The following is an 18,122-nucleotide window of genomic DNA, read 5'->3' as shown; positions in this document are numbered from 1 at the left end:
TATCCACACAAACCTCCCGTGGAATTAATTAAATGGATGATGATGAACTTGCTGCGTTTTGAATCCACTCATTCATACGCACGCGTAAACGATGTAATGACTGGCTACGAATTTGGCTCACCCGTGATTCAGTAACGCCGAGAACGGCACCAATTTCTCGAAGATTAAGTTCTTCATCGTAATACAGTGACAACACCAATCGTTCTTTTTCCGGTAAGCCTGCTAATGCTTCTGCCAGCGCATTGCGCAATTGACTTTGCTCAAACTGCATTGCTGGGCTTGGTGATCAGCATCCTCACCAAACAACTCTTCCCAGCCTAAAATTCGTGTTCCGGCACAATCCTGCAACATCGCATATAATCATGCTCATGCTGACTTCTAGCATTGCGGCAATTTCTGCATCCCGCGCTGCCCGTCCTTCTCGCGCTTCAACCTGCCGAATGGTCTCTGCAATACGGCGACTATTGCGGTGAACCGAGCGCGGAGTCCAATCGCAACGGCGCAATTCGTCAATCATTGCACCGCGAATACGAATGCTCGCATAGGTAGAAAAGGTTGCCCTTGACCGGGTTGAAAACTGACGCGAGGCTTCAATTAACCCAATCATTCCAGATTGCACCAAATCTTCAATCTGTACCGATGCAGGTAAACGCGCCAACAAATGATGGGCAACCCGTCGCACGAGATCAAGATGTGCCGTCACCAATTGATCGGATTGATCGGTGTGACCGGAATATCCTGGTAGGGAACGGTTCGGAACCATCACGCACTTTGCAACATCCGTTCAACGAAAAAGCCGATGCCGCCAGTGTCATTGTCTGCCACTGTCCAGCGATCAGCCTGACGTGCTAACTCAATCAGCGCCCGCCCCGACAAGCTCCCCGGAAACAAACTGACTACCGGCTCGCGGCGCTGTACGGCGCGGCGCAAATCTTCGTCCATTGGAATCATACCCGATGCTTCTAAAATCACATCAGGCAGATATTGCATACACACCGAGGATAATTTTTGCATCAGACGTCTTCCCGCTTCAGGTGTGCGTAACATGTTGCCGATCACGCGAAATCGTCGCAAGCCATGCTCTTGATGTAACACTTTAATGAGCGCGTACGCATCGGTCAAAGACGCCGGTTCATCGCAAATCAATGAGCGCGTACGCATCGGTCAAGACGCCGTTCATCGCAAATCACCACTGAGACATTTTGTACTGCAACGCAAAAACTAGTCACTGACTCTTGTAGCCCAGCGGCAGTATCCACAATCAACACATCTAGCGGTTGATTGTACGTGCTAAATGCGCGAATTAATCCAGCGTGTTCAGCTGGCGATAGGTTCGCCATGCTGCTGATTCCCGAAGCAGATGGCACCAACAGTAAGCCATGAGGTCCTTCAATGAGAATTTCCTCCAGCGTGTCTACTGCGCCGGTAACAAGATCGTGCAAACTTCGAGTCGGACGCAATCCGAGTAATAAATCCGCGTTGGCAAGACCGAGATCAGCATCAAATAACATCACGCGCCGCCCCATGCGTGCGAGTGATACTGCGAGATTGACCGCAACGTTCGTTTTGCCGACACCACCCTTGCCGCTCGCAATGGCGATCGTTTTCAGCGGTCGGTTCCTCCGCATTGGCATTTGCATCAACTTACTTCCTGAAAGGAACCACCGATTCTAAAACCATCGTCTCTCGCGGAGGATGGGGCTGCGCAACGAAAGATGCTCGCCTTGGCAATGGCTCTAATTCCGATTCTGGGGGCGACGGCTTGGCATTGGTGCTGGCGCATCCCGTTCTGCAATCAATCGTGCCGTTGGTCGCGTCGGTTCTTGCAACGCCCGTGACATGAGATAAGTGGTGTCGGCTTTATGAAAATCTTCATCAATCCGTTGACCGTCGCTGTAAAACACCAAACCCAGCGGCTGTTCCAATAACACGGACAGGGTTTCGCCCAATTGTTCGGCTTCATCAACTTTGGTCAACACTAGCGCCGACGGATCGCTGCCCTGAAAGGCTTGTAATACCTGCCGCAACACCGCTGCTTGATGCGTCGCCGGAATCACCAACCAAGTTTCTAACGCGAGTTGGTGGCGCACTTTCGCAAATAAATTGCGTTCCGCTGCTGACCGCGCTGATTGCCCTTCGGTGTCAATTAAAATTAATTTGCCGTCACCAGCACGATCTGCCAGCGCCACCAAATCACGTTCGCTTTCCAGCAGCATGACTGGAATTCCCGCCATTTGCCCGAACGCTTGCAACTGTTTATAAGCGCCAACGCGCTGCCGGTCGAGCGTAACCAAACTCACTGCGTCGCGCCCCAGCCGCCGAATCTGCCGCAGCGCCAGCCGACAAATCGTCGTCGTTTTGCCCACGCCAGTTGGACCGATTAAAGCGAGCATACCACCGCGTTCCAGCACGGTGGGCGTTGCAGTGGCGATGGATGCTGACAGCCGAGTACGCAGCCGCGCCCATGCCGTTTCTGGCGTTAAATCTTCCTGAATGCTGCCCGCTAAACTCCGCGCCAGCTTCTCGTGAAATCCGCAATTGCGCAGCCGTTCCACACATTCTGCGGCCAGCGGATACTGCGCCATCCATTGATCCTGTTCGCTCCACACTTGCTGGCGCATCAACAGCGTCCGCAAATCGCACAGCTCGCGGCGCATCGCAGCTAAATCTGGATCAACCGCAGTCGGCGACGTGGGGCGCATTTCTGCATCATCCGAAGATTCGGTGACATTTGCTGCCAGCGCCGGATCGCAAGCTGCGACTACTTCCAACACGCCATCAACTCGGCGACTCGACAGAATGACCGCATCCGCGCCCTGCTGCTCGCGCACCTGCCGCAGTGCATCCCGCATATCCCGCGCCCGATATCGCCGTACATTCATCTGCATCACTCCTGTTCGCTCGCTCAACCTGCATCGGACGTGGGTTAGCCACCCTTGCCGACGGTGGCGACGACCCGAATGCGCCGGTTATCCGGTATTTCGGTGAAGGCTAAAACGGTCAAATTGCGCACTGCCCCGCGTAGCCAATTGGCAATCCAAGCGCGAATTTCCGGTGCGACGACGAGCACCGCCGGAGCACCTTCGCTTTCTTGTTGGCGGGCAGCTTCAGCGACTGAACGCTGCACCCGCTCCGCAAGCCCCGGCTCAATTCCGATCGATTCGCCCTGACTGCCTTGAAACGACTTATGCAAAATTTGCTCCAAAGCGGGATCAAGCGCAATCAACGGCAATTCATCCTCTGGACCCACCAAGTCCTGCACAATCGACCGCGAAAGCGCGATCCGCACTGCGGCAGTGAGGACGGCAGAATCCTGACTCTTGGGCGCACGTTCCGCCAAAATCTCGACGATGGAGCGCAGATCGCGGATCGCTACCTGCTCGGCAAGCAAATTTTGTAATACTTTCAACAGTAAACCCAGAGGCACGGTTTTTGATGCCAGCAGATTTTCCACCAGTTTGGGCGAATGCCGCGTCAGTTGGTCGAGCAGATGCTGCACCTCTTCATAACCGATCAAACGGTGCGCGTTATCGCGGAATACCTGCGACAGATGCGTGGCAATCACGGTCGCGGCATCGACCACGGTATAACCCGCGCCCTGCGCAGCTTCCCGATCCAGCGGGTCAATCCACAGCGCGTCGAGATTGAACGTGGGGTCTTTGGTGGGTGTGCCGGGCACGACGCCGAACACCTCGCCGGGATTGATTGCCAGCTCCCGATCTGGGAACACCTCGGCTTCTGCGGTGATGACGCCGAGCAGCGAAATTCGATATTGATTGGGACCAAGATCGAGGTTGTCGCGGATGTGCACCGGCTGAATTAAAAAGCCGAATTCCTGTGACAACTTGCGGCGAATTCCTTTGATTCGTCCCATTAACTGCCCGTCTTGACTGCGATCCACCAGCGGAATCAGGCGATAACCGACCTCCAGCGTGACCAAATCTACCGGCGGCACGTCATCCCACGACAGCTCCTGCTCGCCCGCTGGCGCTGGCGCTTCACCACCGCCCGGCAGCAGTTGTTGTAGCTCACCGCCTTCAACGGCGAGTTCCGGCGGGTTGCGACTTTGCAGATAAGCGCCACCCGCCAGCATCGACGACAGACCGATAAACACCAGATTGGGCATTCCGGGAATGATGCCGAGAATCGCAATCACGCCAGCGGCAACGTAAAGCACACGCGGATTGGAGAACAGTTGACCAAAAACCTGCTGCCCCATGTCCTGCGCAGTGTTGGCGCGAGTAACCACAATTGCCGTCGCCGATGACAGCAGCAGCGCGGGCAACTGCGCGACCAAACCGTCCCGATACTCAGCAGCACATAATTATTCGCAGCATCGTTAAACGTCATGCCGTGCTGGGTCGTGCCGATGATGATGCCGCCGAGAATGTTGATGAATAGAATCAGAATTCCGCGACTGCATCGCCGCGCACAAACTTGCTGGCGCCGTCCATTGAGCCGTAAAAATCAGCTTCCTGCGCCACATCCGCCCGGCGTTTGCGGGCATCTTCCTGCGAAATCAGCCCAGCGTTGAGATCGGCATCAATCGCCATCTGCTTGCCGGGCATGGCGTCCAACGTGAACCGGGCGCTGACTTCCGACACCCGCCTGCGCCTTTAGTCACCACGACAAAGTTGATGATGACCAGAATCGCAAACACCACCAGCCCAATCGCAAAGTTGCCGCCCAGCACGAATTGTCCAAAGGCTTCAATCACTTGACCGGCAGCGTCAGTGCCTTCGCCCCTTTGAGCAAAATCACCGCGTTGACGCGACGTTGAGCGCCAGCCGCAGCAGCGTCGCCAACAGCAAAATGGTTGGAAAGGCAGCGAAATCGACCGGACGCGGCGTATAAACCGCCACCATCACCACGATCAACGACAGTGCAATGTTGAATGTAAACAATAAATCCAGCGCCAGCGGCGGCAGCGGTAATACCAACATCGCCAGCAACGCCAGCACATCAGCGGTGCACCCAAACCCAAGCGCCCCAACCCGCCGCTAATTCGTTCGCCCAGCGTCGCCATTAGCAATTACCGCCGAATACGCCGAGCAGTGCGTTGATCAAGATATTCATCGGGCACAGGTAAATCATCTGGCAGTGTTAAATCCTCAACATCTTCTTGTTTTAATTGATACACATAAGCCAATAAACGCGCTACTGCGACGAATAAACCATTGGGTATTTCTTGACCAATTTCTGTAGTGAAATAAATAGCACGTGCAACTTTTGGCGCTTGCACTTGCGTAATATGATGCTCTTTTGCTAATTCACGAATTGCTTGCGCAGTTTCATCCACACCTTTTGCTAATAACAGTGGCGCAGACATCGTTTCTGATTGATATTAATGCCACTGCGTAATGCGTTGGATTAGTAATAATCACATCTGCTTTGGCACTTCTGACATCATGCGCTGCCGCGCCATTTCCTGCTGCAATTGCCGAATGCGCCCCTTAACTTCTGGTTTACCATCGCTTTCTTTGTATTCGTCTTTAATTTCCTGCAACGTCATTCGCAACTGTTTATTGTGCGTCCACAACTGAAAAGGCACATCTATTAACGCCACGACTAATAACGATGCAGAGGCGATTAAAAATAACGTTACTGCCATGTCACCAGTTTGCATAATTGCCTTTTCAATTGGCAATTCACCGAGATTCATCAACGTATTCCAAACGCCACTAATTGCGATCCATGCGACCACACTCACTAAAGTAAATTTACTCAATGCCTTAATCAGTTCGAGCAAACCCTGCACTGAAAACAGTCGCTTCATTCCGGTTAACGGATTTAGTTTAGAAAACTTAGGCGAAAAAGCCTGTGCTGAAAAGTTTGCACCGCCAATTAAAATAGGACCTAAAATCGCAATTGTCATCATTAAGCCAAACAGCGGCGCAACAATAAGCATGGCGCGAGTCATCAGTTCCTGTAAATGTGGAACCAATAGTGTCGTTTCAAAAATTAAATGCCGATCTAAAGTCAATGCCTCTTTTAATAATGCAAGTAAATCTGTTGTAAAAGTGCTGCCAAGAAACTTAAAATAAGCACCGCCTGCGATTAAAATCACTAGCGTATTAAATTCGCGTGACCGAGCAACCTGTCCTTTTTCTCGCGCATCGCGTAAACGTTTAGCCGTTGGCTCTTCGCTTTGTTCCTGACCATTTTCGTTTTCAGCCATTTCAGACGCTCGTTATTTGCTGAATTAACGCAAATGCGGCGAATAACAATTCACCAATGCGTGCTGGAAAACTTGGCAACGTCAGAATTAAAATGATAAATCCCGCTAAAATCGTTAATGGAAACCCAATGGCAAAGATATTTAACTGCGGTGATGCGCGTGTGACGACACCCATTGCTAAATTAACTAATAACAATGCCGCCATTGCTGGCAAGGCGATTAACAGCGCATGAGAAAACATCACGTTGCCAAAGCTCACTACTGCCCATAAATCATCGGTAGTTAACCCTTCACCTGTCACCGGTAGCGTTTCAAAACTTTTCAATAACAATTGAATTAAAACCAAATGACCATTTAAGGCGAGAAAAATTAGCATCGCTAAAATGGTAAGAAACTGTGAAATCATGGGCACCTGAACACCGCCCACAGGGTCCATCGCTGATGCAAATCCTAAACCCATAGATAACGCGATATATTCACCTGCTTGCGTTAATGATGAAAAAATCATTTGTAGAATAAAACCAAGTGCAATGCCGATTAACACTTGACGCAGTGCTACAACCAGACCTTCTATACTTAGCGGATCAATCAATGGTGGCGCTTTCAATTGCGGAACAACAATCAACGCTAATAATAATCCTAATCCTAAACGGGCACGGATATTGACATGACGCGCCCCAAAAAGCGGTGCTACCAGTAGCATTGCACTAATTCGCACAAATGGCCACATCCACGCACCCACCCATAGCGCAATCTCTTCAGCAGCCAGGGTCATACAATTAGCCGATTAAATTAGGGATTGAATGATATAAGCGCGTGACGTAATCAGTGATTAGCGACAACATCCAATGTCCAGTAAACACTAACGCCGCACCAATGCCTAACAATTTAGGAATAAAACTCAGTGTCATTTCTTGAATCTGGGTTGCAGCCTGAATCATGCTGATAATTAAACCGATGATTAATCCTGCCAATAGTGGCGGCGCTGATAGCAGAATAATAATCTCACCCGCTTCTTTACCAATGTCCAATACCATTTCTGGTGTCATGTGTGACCTCAACTGTAAAAACTTTGCGCCAATGTTCCCATAATCAATGACCAGCCATCGACCAGAACAAATAGCATGATTTTGAACGGCAGCGAAATAATGAGTGGCGACAGCATCATCATACCCATTGACATCAGCACACTCGCAACCACTAAATCAATAATTAAAAATGGAATTAAAATTAAAAATCCAATTTGAAATGCTGTTTTCAGTTCGCTAATAATAAACGACGGCACTAATAAATTGAGTGGAATAGCATCTGGCGATTCAAAACCATCAATTCCTCGAATCTCTGCAAACAACGCAAGATCAGTTTCTCGAGTTTGTTCTAACATGAATGCGCGTAAAGGCTTAACAGCTTTAGTAATTGCTTCTTCAGTACCAAGTTTCTCAGCAAGATAAGGCAATACCGCAGTGTCATAGATTTCTTGAAACACTGGAGCCATTACGAAAAGGGTCAAGAAAAATGCAAGCCCTAATAGAATTTGATTGGATGGTGTTTGTGAAGTGCCTAATCCTTGGCGCAAAATGGCGAGTACAATAATGATCCGAGTAAAGGACGTCAGCATAATGAGTGCCGATGGCAAAAGCGTCAGCAACGTCATTAGTATTAGAATTTGTAGCGTTAACGAATAAACTTGCCCGCCATTAGGAGCGGTAGTAACGGTAACTGCATTCATTCCGCCAATTTGTGCAAATATCATTTCCGGCAATACCAGACCAACAATTAGCAGTCCGATTTGCCAACGTTTTGTCATGGCTTTAGTCCTGAATTGCGGATTTTGTTCAGTAGCTTTGCGAAATCATTAGTTTGTGGTTCAGGCAATGACACTGCAACGGGAGTTTGTAATGTATGCAAATGACATAATCCAGCTGGCGTTGCGCCCACTAATAGTTGTTCTTCACCTATTTGTATTAATAGTAAACGTTCACGGTTTCCAATTACGCGCACTGCTAAAATTTCAATGACTGGTGATCCCTGCATTATTATTCCTGGCAAGCGACGTAATAACCAAGCCATAACCAAAATGAGTAGGATAACGAGAACTAAACCACCAACAAGCTGAGTGAGATAGCCCGCTGCTTGTGTTGAAACAGTGGCAGGTGGAGTATTCGCTAATACTGTTGACGATATTCCTGCAAACCATATTCCGCAGAAATAAATTAAAGTATTGAATTTAGACATCACCGCGATCTACCGAAGTTTGCGAACTCGCTCGCTTGGACTAATGACATCGGTTAAACGGATACCAAATTTCTCATTCACAACAACCACCTCACCATGCGCAATTAAAGTGCCATTTACTAAAACATCAAGTGGCGCACCTGCCAGCCGATCTAATTCCACTACCGAGCCTTGGTTTAATTGCAATAAGTTACGAATAGTTATTCGTGAGCGCCCAATTTCCATTGAAATAGTCACCGGTACATCCAACAGCATGTTGAGATTAAGATTTTCTAACGATGCTGGCGCAGTACCTGAAAAATCATCTGGATTCATTGGTTGAGCATTGAGCGAATCCATTGTTTCTTCACCAAAACGGCGCAGTTTTGGTGTCGGTCTACCGCTATTCTGTCGTGCTGCCGGACGTTCTGGTGGTAAGTCTGGCGGTGCGGTCGCTTCTTTTTGTTCTTCTAATGCTGAAGCCCAATCATCAGCAATGGCATCGCCTAAATCAGTATTATCACTCATATCGCTATCCGTTAATGCTTGGCTTGGATATATTCAGAAATTTTAATGGCATTATGCCCATTTGAAACGCCAAATTTCCCTCGAAAAAGTGGTATATCTTCAACGAATAAAACCACAGTTTCAGGCAAATTAACGGAATAATATCACCTATACGCATATCTAGTAATTCATCAACAGTTAACTCCGTTTCAATTAAAGTTGAACTAATATTAACAACTGCAGTAGGGATTTCTTCTTGAAGGGCGCGTAACCAACGTTCATCGACACCAGAACGATCCGATTGTAACCCAGTATCCAATTGCTCACGAATTGGCTCGATCATTGAATAAGGTAAGGTGACATGCAGATTGCCACCACCACCATCTAATTCAATGTGAAAATCATTGATAACAACAATTTCGGTTGGACTAACAATGTTGGCGAATTGCGGATTAACCTCTGAGTTAATAAACTCAAAGGTCAAATCCATAACTGGCTCCCAAGCTTTTTGCATATCTTCAAATGCAGCATCAAGCAAGTTTTTAATAACTCGTAATTCCATCGCAGTAAAATCGCGCCCTTCAATACGCGAATAATAACGCCCGTCGCCACCGAAAAAGTTATCAACCAAACTAAATACCAGTTTTGGATCCAGTACAAAAAGCCCGTACCGTGCAATGGAATAACTCTTACCATATTCAAACTTGTGGGAACGTAGAGACCATGAACGTATTCAGAAAATTTAGTAATTCGTGCTCCAATCACCGAAACTTCGGATGAACGGCGCAGCAAATTAAATAAATGAATACGTAAATAACGTGCAAAACGTTCATTAATCATGTCGAGCGTAGGCATTCGCCCACGCACAATGCGTTCTTGGGTCGCAAAGTCGAATGGTCGCGCATTACCATCGGCAGGAAAAGGATTCGCACCTGTATCGATATCACCATCATCGACGCCATGTAGTAGCGCATCAATTTCGTCTTGACTGAGAATATCGGTTTGCTGTGCCATGCTATTATAAATCCTTTATTGCATAACCATATCTGTAAACAAAATATCCTGAATATCAGCAGGTTCTCGTGCTTTCATTAGAATATCAGTTAGCATTTTCTTCAGGTCTTCACGCAGTGCGTTTTTACCGTCAGTGCTATTAAGTACAGAATAACTTTGCCCTGATAAGCGAATAAGTAAATCATTGCGAATCATCGGCAAATTTTTATCCAGCGCGGTAATAACGCCGGTGGTGCGGGTCACAACAACGATGCTAATACGCAAATATTTCCCAGGTCCTCCGGCAGCGATGTTCACTGTTATAGGATCAAAGGCATGATAAATCACCGGAACTTGATCAATAGGATGTTCGTTTGATGCAGCGGCATGTTCATCTGTGGTTGGAGCAGTTTCTGAATGATTTGCGTCATCTGCCACTTCACTATGCGCCGCTGGAGCATAAATTAAAAAGTAATAAGCAGCCCCTGCGCCCACAAAGAGCACTAACACAATTCCAACAATCAACAAAATCAGTTTGAGTTTACCGTTGTTTGATACTTCTTCTGTTTTAGTTTCAGGGGCTGGAGAGGGTTTTTTGGCCATGTTTTTTCCTGACAAAATTATCTTAAATTCGGAAATGTTACGCGCTAAAACGGCGTCTCACGTTGAATAATAATCAGCATACCAGATTATTGGAAATCTGCATCACACGCTAGACTATTTATGCAAAATCATCCAGCTGTCCATCACTAACAGATGATGAATTTTTGCGATAAAGAGGAGTTTCTGTCTGTGTTTCTGCATCATCATCGTCGAAATGCTCGTGTCCTTGTTGCATTGCTTCAGCTAATTCGCGTCCCGATCCACGCCTTTGTTCTGCTGTTTGATCGGAAATAGACACAGTCCCAAGCTGTAAACCATCTTGCGCTAAACTATCGCGCAAGCGCGGCAATGCTACTTCTAATACTTCGCGGACAATTGAATTAGAAGATAAAAATTGCACATGCGCTTTTTCTGCTTCCATTGTTACTCGGACATCAATTGCTCCTAAATTTGCTGGATGCAATTTTAATTCAATAGAATTCGTATTTGTTTGCACCAGCCATTTCACCGGCTCTCCGAGATAACGTTCACCGCTAGGCTGTAGCACTGTTGCTAAATCTAATGGGCGTGTAGGCAGTACAGTATTCTGCAAAGTTATTGTCGCTAAAGGCGCTGTTGATATAGAAGTTGATGATCTTTCCGGTGTTATAGAATTAAAAATATCTGTGCTATCTATTTCAGTCTGTTTGGATTCTACATCAATTGCAATCGGACGTAGTAGTGTTCCCTGTTCAGAAAAAAGCGGTTGAAATCGCCGATGTTTAATAACTTGTTGCGTTTCTGGTGATACCTTGCTTTGTTGTTGAAGTGACAACAAAGGCGCAGGGGCAAGAACTATTGAGCTTTCCGTATCCGCAGTTGAATCATTAACAGCAGGCACGGATTCTGCGTCATTCATTGTTGATGTTATCCGAGCAGATCGTAGAGGCATCGCATTAATTAGTGCTGACGGAATTGTTGTTTCTGATTCTGATATTAATTGCGAAATTGTTTGACTTTGATCTGTATTTTTTATTTGTTGAATTAGCGTCAACGCAGTTTTAATTGGCTCTGGTTCAGATTGAACAACTGGTTTAAGAGATTCGGTTTCAATTGCTTCCGGTGCAGATTGCACAACAGATTTAATTGGCACAGGTGCGCTTTCAATCGGTTCAGGTTGAGACTGAATAATTGGCTTAGTTTCCGCTGCTGGCGCAACGGTTTTTAATTCAGTTTCAATGACCGGCTGAATTGGCATTGCTGCGCTTTCAATCGGTTTAGGTTGGGATTGAACAATTGGTTGAACAGCTTCAGCTTCAATTGCTTCCGGCGCAGATTGCACAACAGATTTAATTGGCGCAGGTGCGTTTTCAGTCGGCTCAAGTTGGGACTGAATAATTGGCTTAGTTTCCGCTGCTGGCGCAACGGTTTCTAATTCAGTTTCAATTACCGCCTGAATTGGCGTCGGCGCAGGTTTAACTGGTTCAGATTGAACAACTGGTTTAACCGGTTCAGTTTCAATTGCTTCCGGCGCAGATTGTACAACAGGTTTAATTGGCGCGGGGGCGCTTTCAATCGGTTCAGGTTGAGACCGAATAATTGGCTTAGTTTCTACTGCTGGCGCGACGGTTTCTAACTCAGTTTTAATCACCGGCTGAATTGGCTTCGGCGCAGGTTTAATTGGTTCAGATTGAACAACTGGTTTAACCGGTTCAGTTTCAATTGCTTCCGGCGCAGATTGTACAACAGGTTTAATTGGCGCGGGGGCGCTTTCAATCGGTTCAGGTTGAGACTGAATAATTGGTTTAGTTTCCGCTGCTGGCGTAACGGTTTTTAACTCAGTTTCAATCACCGGCTGAATTGGCGTCGGCGCAGGTTTAATTGGCGTTGCTGCGTTTTCAATCGGTTCAGGTTGGGATTGAACAATCGGTTTAGTTTCCAGTACCGGCGCAACGGTTTCTAATTCAGTTTTAATAACTGGTTGAATTGGCGTCGGCGCAGGTTTAACTGGTTCAGGTTGAGATTGAATAACTGGTTGAACAAGTTCAGTTTCAATTGCTTCCGGCGCAGATTGCACAACAGTTTTAATTGGCGTTGCTGCGCTTTCAATCGGTTTAGTTTTCAGTACCGCTGCAACGGTTTCTAATTCAGTTTCAATCACCGGCTGAATTGGCGTCGGCGCAGGTTTAACTGGTTCAGATTGAACAACTGGTTTAACAGATTCAGTTTCAATTGCTTCCGGCGCAGATTGCACAATAGGTTTAATTGGCACAGGTGCGCTTTCAATCAGTTCAGGTTGAGACTGAGTAATTGGCTTAGTTTTCACTACCGGTGCAACGGTTTCTAATTCAGTTTCAATCACCGGCTGAATTGGCGTCGGCGCAAGTTTAACTGGTTCAGATTGAGATTGAACAACTGGTTGAACAGGTTCATTTTCAATTGCTTCTGGCGCAGATTGCACAACAGATTTAATTGGCGCAGGTGCGCTTTCAATCGGTTCAGGTTGAGACTGAATAATTGGCTTAGTTTCCGCTGCTGGCGCAACGCCTTCTAATCCAGTTTCAGTCACCTGCTGAATTAGTGTCGGCGCAGGTTTAACTGGTTCAGATTGAGATTGAACAACTGGTTTAACAGATTCAGTTTCAATTGCTTCCGGCGCAAATTGCACAACAGGTTTAATTGGCATTGCTGCGTTTTCAATCGGTTCAGGTTGAGACTGAATAATTGGCTTAGTTTCCGCTACTGGCGTAACGGTCTCTAACTCAGTTTCAATCACCGGCTGAATTGGCGTCGGCGCAGGTTTAACTGGTTCAGATTGAGATTGAATAACTGGTTTAACAGGTTCGTTTTTAATTGCTTCCGGCGCAGATTGCACAACAAATTTAGTTGGCACTGCTGCGCTTTCAATCGGTTCAGGTTGAGACTGAATAATTGGCTTATTTTCCGCTACTGGCGTAACGGCATCTAACTCAGTTTCAATCACCGGCTGAATTGGCGTCGGCGCAGGTTTAATTGGTTCAGATTGAGATTGAATAACTGGTTTAACAGGTTCGGTTTTAATTGCTTCCGGCGCAGATTGCACAACAGATTTAGTTAGCACTGCCGCGCTTTCAATCGGTTCAGGTTGAGACTGAATAATTGGCTTAGTTTCCGCTACTGGCGCAACGGTTTCTAATTCAGTTTTAATGACCGGTTGAATTGGCGTCGGTACGGGTTTAACTGGTTCAGATTGAGATTGAATAACTGGTTGAACAGGTTCGGTTTCAATTGCTTCTGGCGCAGATTGCACAACAGGTTTAATTGGCGTTGTTGCGCTTTCAATCGGGTTAAGTTGGGACTGAATAATTGGTTTAGTTTCCGCTACTGGCGCAACGGTTTCTAATTCAGTTTTAATGACCGGCTGAATTGGCGTCGGTACGGGTTTAACTGGTTCAGATTGAGATTGAATAACTGGTTGAACAGGTTCGGTTTCAATTGCTTCTGGCGCAGATTGCACAACAGGTTTAATTGGCGTTGTTGCGCTTTCAATCGGGTTAAGTTGGGACTGAATAATTGGTTTAGTTTCCGCTACTGGCGCAACGGTTTCTAATTCAGTTTTAATGACCAGCTGAATTGGCGTCGGTACGGGTTTAACTGGTTCAGATTGAACAACTGGTTGAACAGGTTCGGTTTCAATTGCTTCTGGCGCAGATTGCACAACAGGTTTAATTGGCGTTGTTGCGCTTTCAATCGGGTTAAGTTGGGACTGAATAATTGGTTTAGTTTCCGCTACTGGCGCAACGGTTTCTAATTCAGTTTTAATGACCGGCTGAATTGGCGTCGGTACGGGTTTAACTGGTTCAGATTGAACAACTGGTTGAACAGGTTCGGTTTCAATTGCTTCTGGCGCAGATTGCACAACAGGTTTAATTGGCTTTATTGCGCTTTCAATCGGGTTAAGTTGGGACTGAATAATTGGTTTAGTTTCCGCTACTGGCGCAACGGTTTCTAATTCAGTTTTAATGACCGGCTGAATTGGCGTCGGTACGGGTTTAACTGGTTCAGATTGAACAACTGGTTTAACCGGTTCAGTTTCAATTGCTTCCGGCGCAGATTGCACAACAGGTTTAATTGGCGTTGCTGCGCTTTCAATTGGTTCAATTTGGGATTGAACAATCGGTTTAGTTTCCAGTACCGGCGCAACGGTTTCTAATTCAGTTTTAATGACCGGTTGAATTGGCGTCGGCGCAGGTTTAACTGGTTCAGATTGAACAACTGGTTGAACAGGTTCAGTTTCAATTGCTTCTGGCGCAGATTGCACAACAGGTTTAATTGGCGTTGCTGTGCTTTCAATCGGTTCAGGTTGGGACTGAATAATCGGTTTAGTTTCCATTACCGGTGCAACGTTTTCTAACTCAGTTTCAATTACCGGCTGAATTGGCGTCGGCGCAGGTTTAGTTGGTTCAGATTGAACAACTGGTTTAACCGGTTCAGTTTCAATTGTTTCCGGCGCAGATTGCACAACAGGTTTGATTGGCGTTGCTGCGCTTTCAATTGGTTCAATTTGGGATTGAACAATCGGTTTAGTTTCCAGTATCGGCGCAACGGTTTCGAATTCAGTTTTAATAACCAGTTGAATTGGCGTCGGCGCAGGTTTAACTGGTTCAGGTTGAGATTGAATAACTGGTTGAACAGGTTCAGTTTCAATTGCTTCTGGCGCAGATTGCACAACAGATTTAATTGGCGTTGCTGCGCTTTCAATTGGTTCAATTTGGGATTGAACAATCGGTTTAGTTTCCAGTATCGGCGCAACGGTTTCTAATTCAGTTTTAATAACCGGTTGAATTGGCGTCGGCGCAGGTTTAACTAGTTCAGATTGAGATTTAATAACTGGTTGAACAGGTTCAGTTTCAATTGCTTCCGGCGCAGATTGCACAACAGTTTTAATTGGCGTTGCTGCGCTTTCAATCGGTTTAGTTTTCAGTACCGCCGCAACGGTTTCTAATTCAGTTTCAACCACCGGCTGAATTGGCGTCGGCGCAGGTTTAATTGGTTCAGATTGAATAACTGGTTGAACAGGTTCGGTTTCAATTGCTTCCGGCGTGGATTGCACAACAGATTTAATTGGCACAGGTGTACTTTTAATCGGTTCAGGTTGAGACTGAATAATTGGCTTAGTTTCCGCTGCTGGCGCAACGGTTTCTAATTCAGTTTCAATCACCGGCTGAATTAGTGTCGGCGCAGGTTTAATTGATTCAGATTGAATAACTAGTTTAACAGGTTCAATTTCAATTGCTTCCGGCGCGGATTGCACAACAGGTTTAATTGGCGTTGCTGCGCTTTCAATCGGTTCAATTTGGGATTGAACAATCGGTTTAGTTTCCACTGCTAGCGCAACGGTTTCTAATTCAGTTTCAATCACCGGCTGAATTGGCGTCGGCGCAGGTTTAATTGGTTCAGATTGAACAACTGGTTTAACCGGTTCAGTTTCAATTGCTTCCGGCGCAGATTGCACAACAGATTTAATTGGCGTGGGGGCGCTTTCAATCGGTTCAGGTTGAGACTGAATAATTGGTTTAGTTTCCGCTGCTGGCGTAACGGTTTTTAACTCAGTTTCAATCACCGGCTGAATTGGCGTCGGCGCAGGTTTAATTGGTTCAGATTGAATAATTGGTTGAACAGGTTCAGTTTCAATTGCTTCCGGCGCAGATTGTGCAACAGTTTTAATTGGCGCGGGGGCGCTTTCAATCGGTTCAGGTTGAGACTGAATAATTGGTTTAGTTTCCGCTGCTGGCGTAACGGTTTTTAACTCAGTTTCAGTCACCGGCTGAATTGGCGTCGACACTGGTTTAATTGGTTCAGATTGAACAACTGGTTGAACAGGTTCAGTTTCAATTGCTTCTGGCGCAGATTGCACAACAGATTTAATTGGCGCAGGTGCACTTTTAATCGGTTCGGGCTGAGATTGAATAATTGGTTTAGTTTCTGCTACTGGCGTAACAGTTTCTAATTCAATTTCAATCACCGGCTGAATTGGCGTCGGCGCAGATTTAATTGGTTCAGACTGAGATTGAATAACTGGTTTAACAGGTTCGGTAGATTGTACAACAGGTTTAATTGGCGTTGCTGCGCTTTCAATCGGTTCAGGTTGAGACTGAATAATTGGCTTAGTTTCCACTGCTGGCGCAACGGTTTTTAGTTCAGTTTCAATTACCGGCTGAATTAGCGTCGGCGCAGGTTTAACTGGTTCAGATTGAATAACTGGTTGAACAGGTTCAGTTTCAATTGCTTCCGGCGCAGATTGTACAACAGGTTTAATTGGCGCGGGGGCGCTTTCAATCGGTTCAGGTTGAGACTGAATAATTGGTTTAGTTTCCGCTGCTGGCGTAACAGTTTTTAACTCAGTTTCAATCACTGGCGGAATTGGCGTCGGCGCAGGTTTAATTGGTTCAGATTGAACAACTGGTTTAACCGGTTCAGTTTCAATTGCTTCCAGCGCAGATTGCACAACAGGTTTAATTAGCGTTGTTGCGCTTTCAATCGGTTCAGGTTGAGACCGAATAATTGGCTTAGTTTCTACTGCTGGCGCGACGGTTTCTAATTCAGTTTCAATCACCCTCTGAATTAGCGTCGGTACAGGTTTAACTGGTTCAGATTGAGATTGAACAGTTGGTTGAAAAGGTTCAGTTTCAATTGCTTCCGGCGCGGATTGCACAACAGGTTTAATTGGCGCTGCTGCGCTTTCAATCGGTTCAGGTTGGGATTGAACAATTGGTTTAGTTTCCACTACCGGTGCAACTTTTTCTAATTCAGTTTCAATCACCGGCTGAAATGGCATCGATACAGGTTTAACTGGTTCAGATTGAAATTGAACAACTGATTTAACAGTTTCAGTTATTGTTTCCGGCGCAGATTGCACAACAGGTTTAATTGGCGCTGCTGCGCTTTCAATCGGTTCAAGTTGGGATTGAATAATCGGCTTAGTTTCCACTATTGGCGCAACTGTTTCTAATTCAGTTTCAATTGCCTGCTGAGTTAGCGTTGGCGCAGGTTTAACTAATTCAGGTTGAGACTGGACAATCGGCTTAGTTTCCGCTGGTGGCTCGATATTTTTTAATTGAATTGTTTCCGAATTTTCACGTGCAATTTTGGCAAGTTGATTTGCTAAATTTGTAATTGATTGCGCTGCCGGTAATTCAGCCGTTGTTGATTTTTCACTTGGCGCAGATAGTACTGGAATGTCTGGCAAATCTTTTGGTACTGACCAAGTTTCTAGTGATGAAGATTCGAGTAATCGCTTTAATAAATCATCAGGAATATCAAGATCGGGCGCATCTTCCGCAGCATAAACTGCCGCCGTCGTGACCGGCGCGACTTCAGGTGTTTCGATGTCTGAATTGGGAACTGGTGGAGCAGGCGCAACAGGCACAAGATTTTGATTAGATACAATCGCTTGCGTGATCACGTCGTGACCAGAAAGCGCAGCAATTTGCGCCGGATCGGTGTCTGCATCAGCCAACGCATCTTTCAACCGCGTTTCAAACGTGGCGGCGAAATCAGTGCCTTCAGGCAACGTAGTAGCGCCTAATTCACTGAATGTGCTACCGAAAATCTGTAGCCACATGCTGGCTGGACTAGCTTGTAAGGTAATTGACGGCATCATGTGAAC

At 46.5% G+C, this 18,122-nt stretch carries 8 protein-coding genes and 6 pseudogenes; all 14 read right to left on the bottom strand.

Translation table 11 applies throughout. The features are described 5' to 3' along the window. Positions 1-28: 28 nt before the first annotated feature. The 14 genes and pseudogenes from CXB77_RS13445 to CXB77_RS13385 all read right to left on the bottom strand — a co-directional run bounded on the left by CXB77_RS13445 (position 29) and on the right by CXB77_RS13385 (position 18,113). A pseudogene (locus tag CXB77_RS13445) lies at positions 29-763 on the bottom strand (RNA polymerase sigma factor FliA). Beyond that, positions 763-1,634: pseudogene (locus CXB77_RS13440) on the bottom strand (MinD/ParA family protein). The pseudogenes CXB77_RS13445 and CXB77_RS13440 overlap by 1 nt, the downstream one beginning before the upstream one ends. 10 nt (positions 1,635-1,644) lie before the next feature. Next, positions 1,645-2,882 (bottom strand): annotated as a pseudogene (flhF, locus tag CXB77_RS13435) (flagellar biosynthesis protein FlhF). Positions 2,883-2,926: 44 nt separating this feature from the next. Next, a pseudogene (locus CXB77_RS13430) lies at positions 2,927-4,693 on the bottom strand (flagellar biosynthesis protein FlhA). A gap of 64 nt (positions 4,694-4,757) precedes the next feature. After that, on the bottom strand, positions 4,758-4,961 hold the full coding sequence (locus CXB77_RS24680; RefSeq protein ID WP_431520731.1) for an FHIPEP family type III secretion protein: 204 nt from the start codon (positions 4,959-4,961) through the stop codon (positions 4,758-4,760). 71 nt (positions 4,962-5,032) lie between these two features. Further along, positions 5,033-6,178, bottom strand: a pseudogene (gene flhB, locus CXB77_RS13425) (flagellar biosynthesis protein FlhB). A gap of 1 nt (position 6,179) precedes the next feature. Further along, positions 6,180-6,953, bottom strand: a complete 774-nt coding sequence (gene fliR / locus CXB77_RS13420) for a flagellar biosynthetic protein FliR (RefSeq protein WP_105074305.1) — start codon at positions 6,951-6,953, stop codon at positions 6,180-6,182. Between the two features lie 4 nt (positions 6,954-6,957). Then, positions 6,958-7,227, bottom strand: a complete 270-nt coding sequence (fliQ, locus tag CXB77_RS13415) for a flagellar biosynthesis protein FliQ (RefSeq protein ID WP_105074304.1) — start codon at positions 7,225-7,227, stop codon at positions 6,958-6,960. Positions 7,228-7,235: 8 nt separating this feature from the next. Beyond that, entirely contained in the window at positions 7,236-7,985 is a 750-nt protein-coding gene (fliP, locus tag CXB77_RS13410; RefSeq protein ID WP_105074303.1) for a flagellar type III secretion system pore protein FliP, read from the bottom strand. Further along, positions 7,982-8,413 (bottom strand): flagellar biosynthetic protein FliO, encoded by a 432-nt coding sequence (gene fliO / locus CXB77_RS13405; protein ID WP_105074302.1) that lies wholly within the window; start codon positions 8,411-8,413, stop codon positions 7,982-7,984. The genes fliP and fliO overlap by 4 nt, the downstream gene beginning before the upstream one ends. A gap of 9 nt (positions 8,414-8,422) precedes the next feature. Further along, entirely contained in the window at positions 8,423-8,920 is a 498-nt protein-coding gene (gene fliN / locus CXB77_RS13400) for a flagellar motor switch protein FliN (protein WP_105074301.1), read from the bottom strand. A gap of 11 nt (positions 8,921-8,931) precedes the next feature. Then, positions 8,932-9,913: pseudogene (gene fliM / locus CXB77_RS13395) on the bottom strand (flagellar motor switch protein FliM). Between the two features lie 15 nt (positions 9,914-9,928). Beyond that, positions 9,929-10,495 (bottom strand): flagellar basal body-associated FliL family protein, encoded by a 567-nt coding sequence (locus CXB77_RS13390; protein WP_105074300.1) that lies wholly within the window; start codon positions 10,493-10,495, stop codon positions 9,929-9,931. A 118-nt stretch (positions 10,496-10,613) separates the two neighbouring features. After that, a complete protein-coding gene (locus CXB77_RS13385; RefSeq protein ID WP_172452671.1) occupies positions 10,614-18,113 on the bottom strand; it encodes a flagellar hook-length control protein FliK in 7,500 nt (2,499 codons plus the stop codon). Between the last annotated feature and the right edge of the window lie 9 nt (positions 18,114-18,122).

Source organism: Chromatium okenii (assembly GCF_002958735.1).
GTDB classification, from domain to species: Bacteria; Pseudomonadota; Gammaproteobacteria; order Chromatiales; family Chromatiaceae; genus Chromatium; species Chromatium okenii_A.
Note: the sequence above shows the minus strand (reverse complement) of the source record. Positions and strands in the feature narration are given on the sequence as shown.

What these genes read in the sequence shown, in the direction of transcription:
- fliO (WP_105074302.1), bottom strand. Translation starts at nt 8,413, where the DNA reads ATGTCTAAATTCAATACTTTAATTTATTTCTGCGGAATATGGTTTGCA.
- CXB77_RS13385 (WP_172452671.1), bottom strand. Translation starts at nt 18,113, where the DNA reads ATGCCGTCAATTACCTTACAAGCTAGTCCAGCCAGCATGTGGCTACAG.
- fliP (WP_105074303.1), bottom strand. Translation starts at nt 7,985, where the DNA reads ATGACAAAACGTTGGCAAATCGGACTGCTAATTGTTGGTCTGGTATTG.
- fliR (WP_105074305.1), bottom strand. Translation starts at nt 6,953, where the DNA reads ATGACCCTGGCTGCTGAAGAGATTGCGCTATGGGTGGGTGCGTGGATG.
- fliN (WP_105074301.1), bottom strand. Translation starts at nt 8,920, where the DNA reads ATGAGTGATAATACTGATTTAGGCGATGCCATTGCTGATGATTGGGCT.
- CXB77_RS13390 (WP_105074300.1), bottom strand. Translation starts at nt 10,495, where the DNA reads ATGGCCAAAAAACCCTCTCCAGCCCCTGAAACTAAAACAGAAGAAGTA.
- fliQ (WP_105074304.1), bottom strand. Translation starts at nt 7,227, where the DNA reads ATGACACCAGAAATGGTATTGGACATTGGTAAAGAAGCGGGTGAGATT.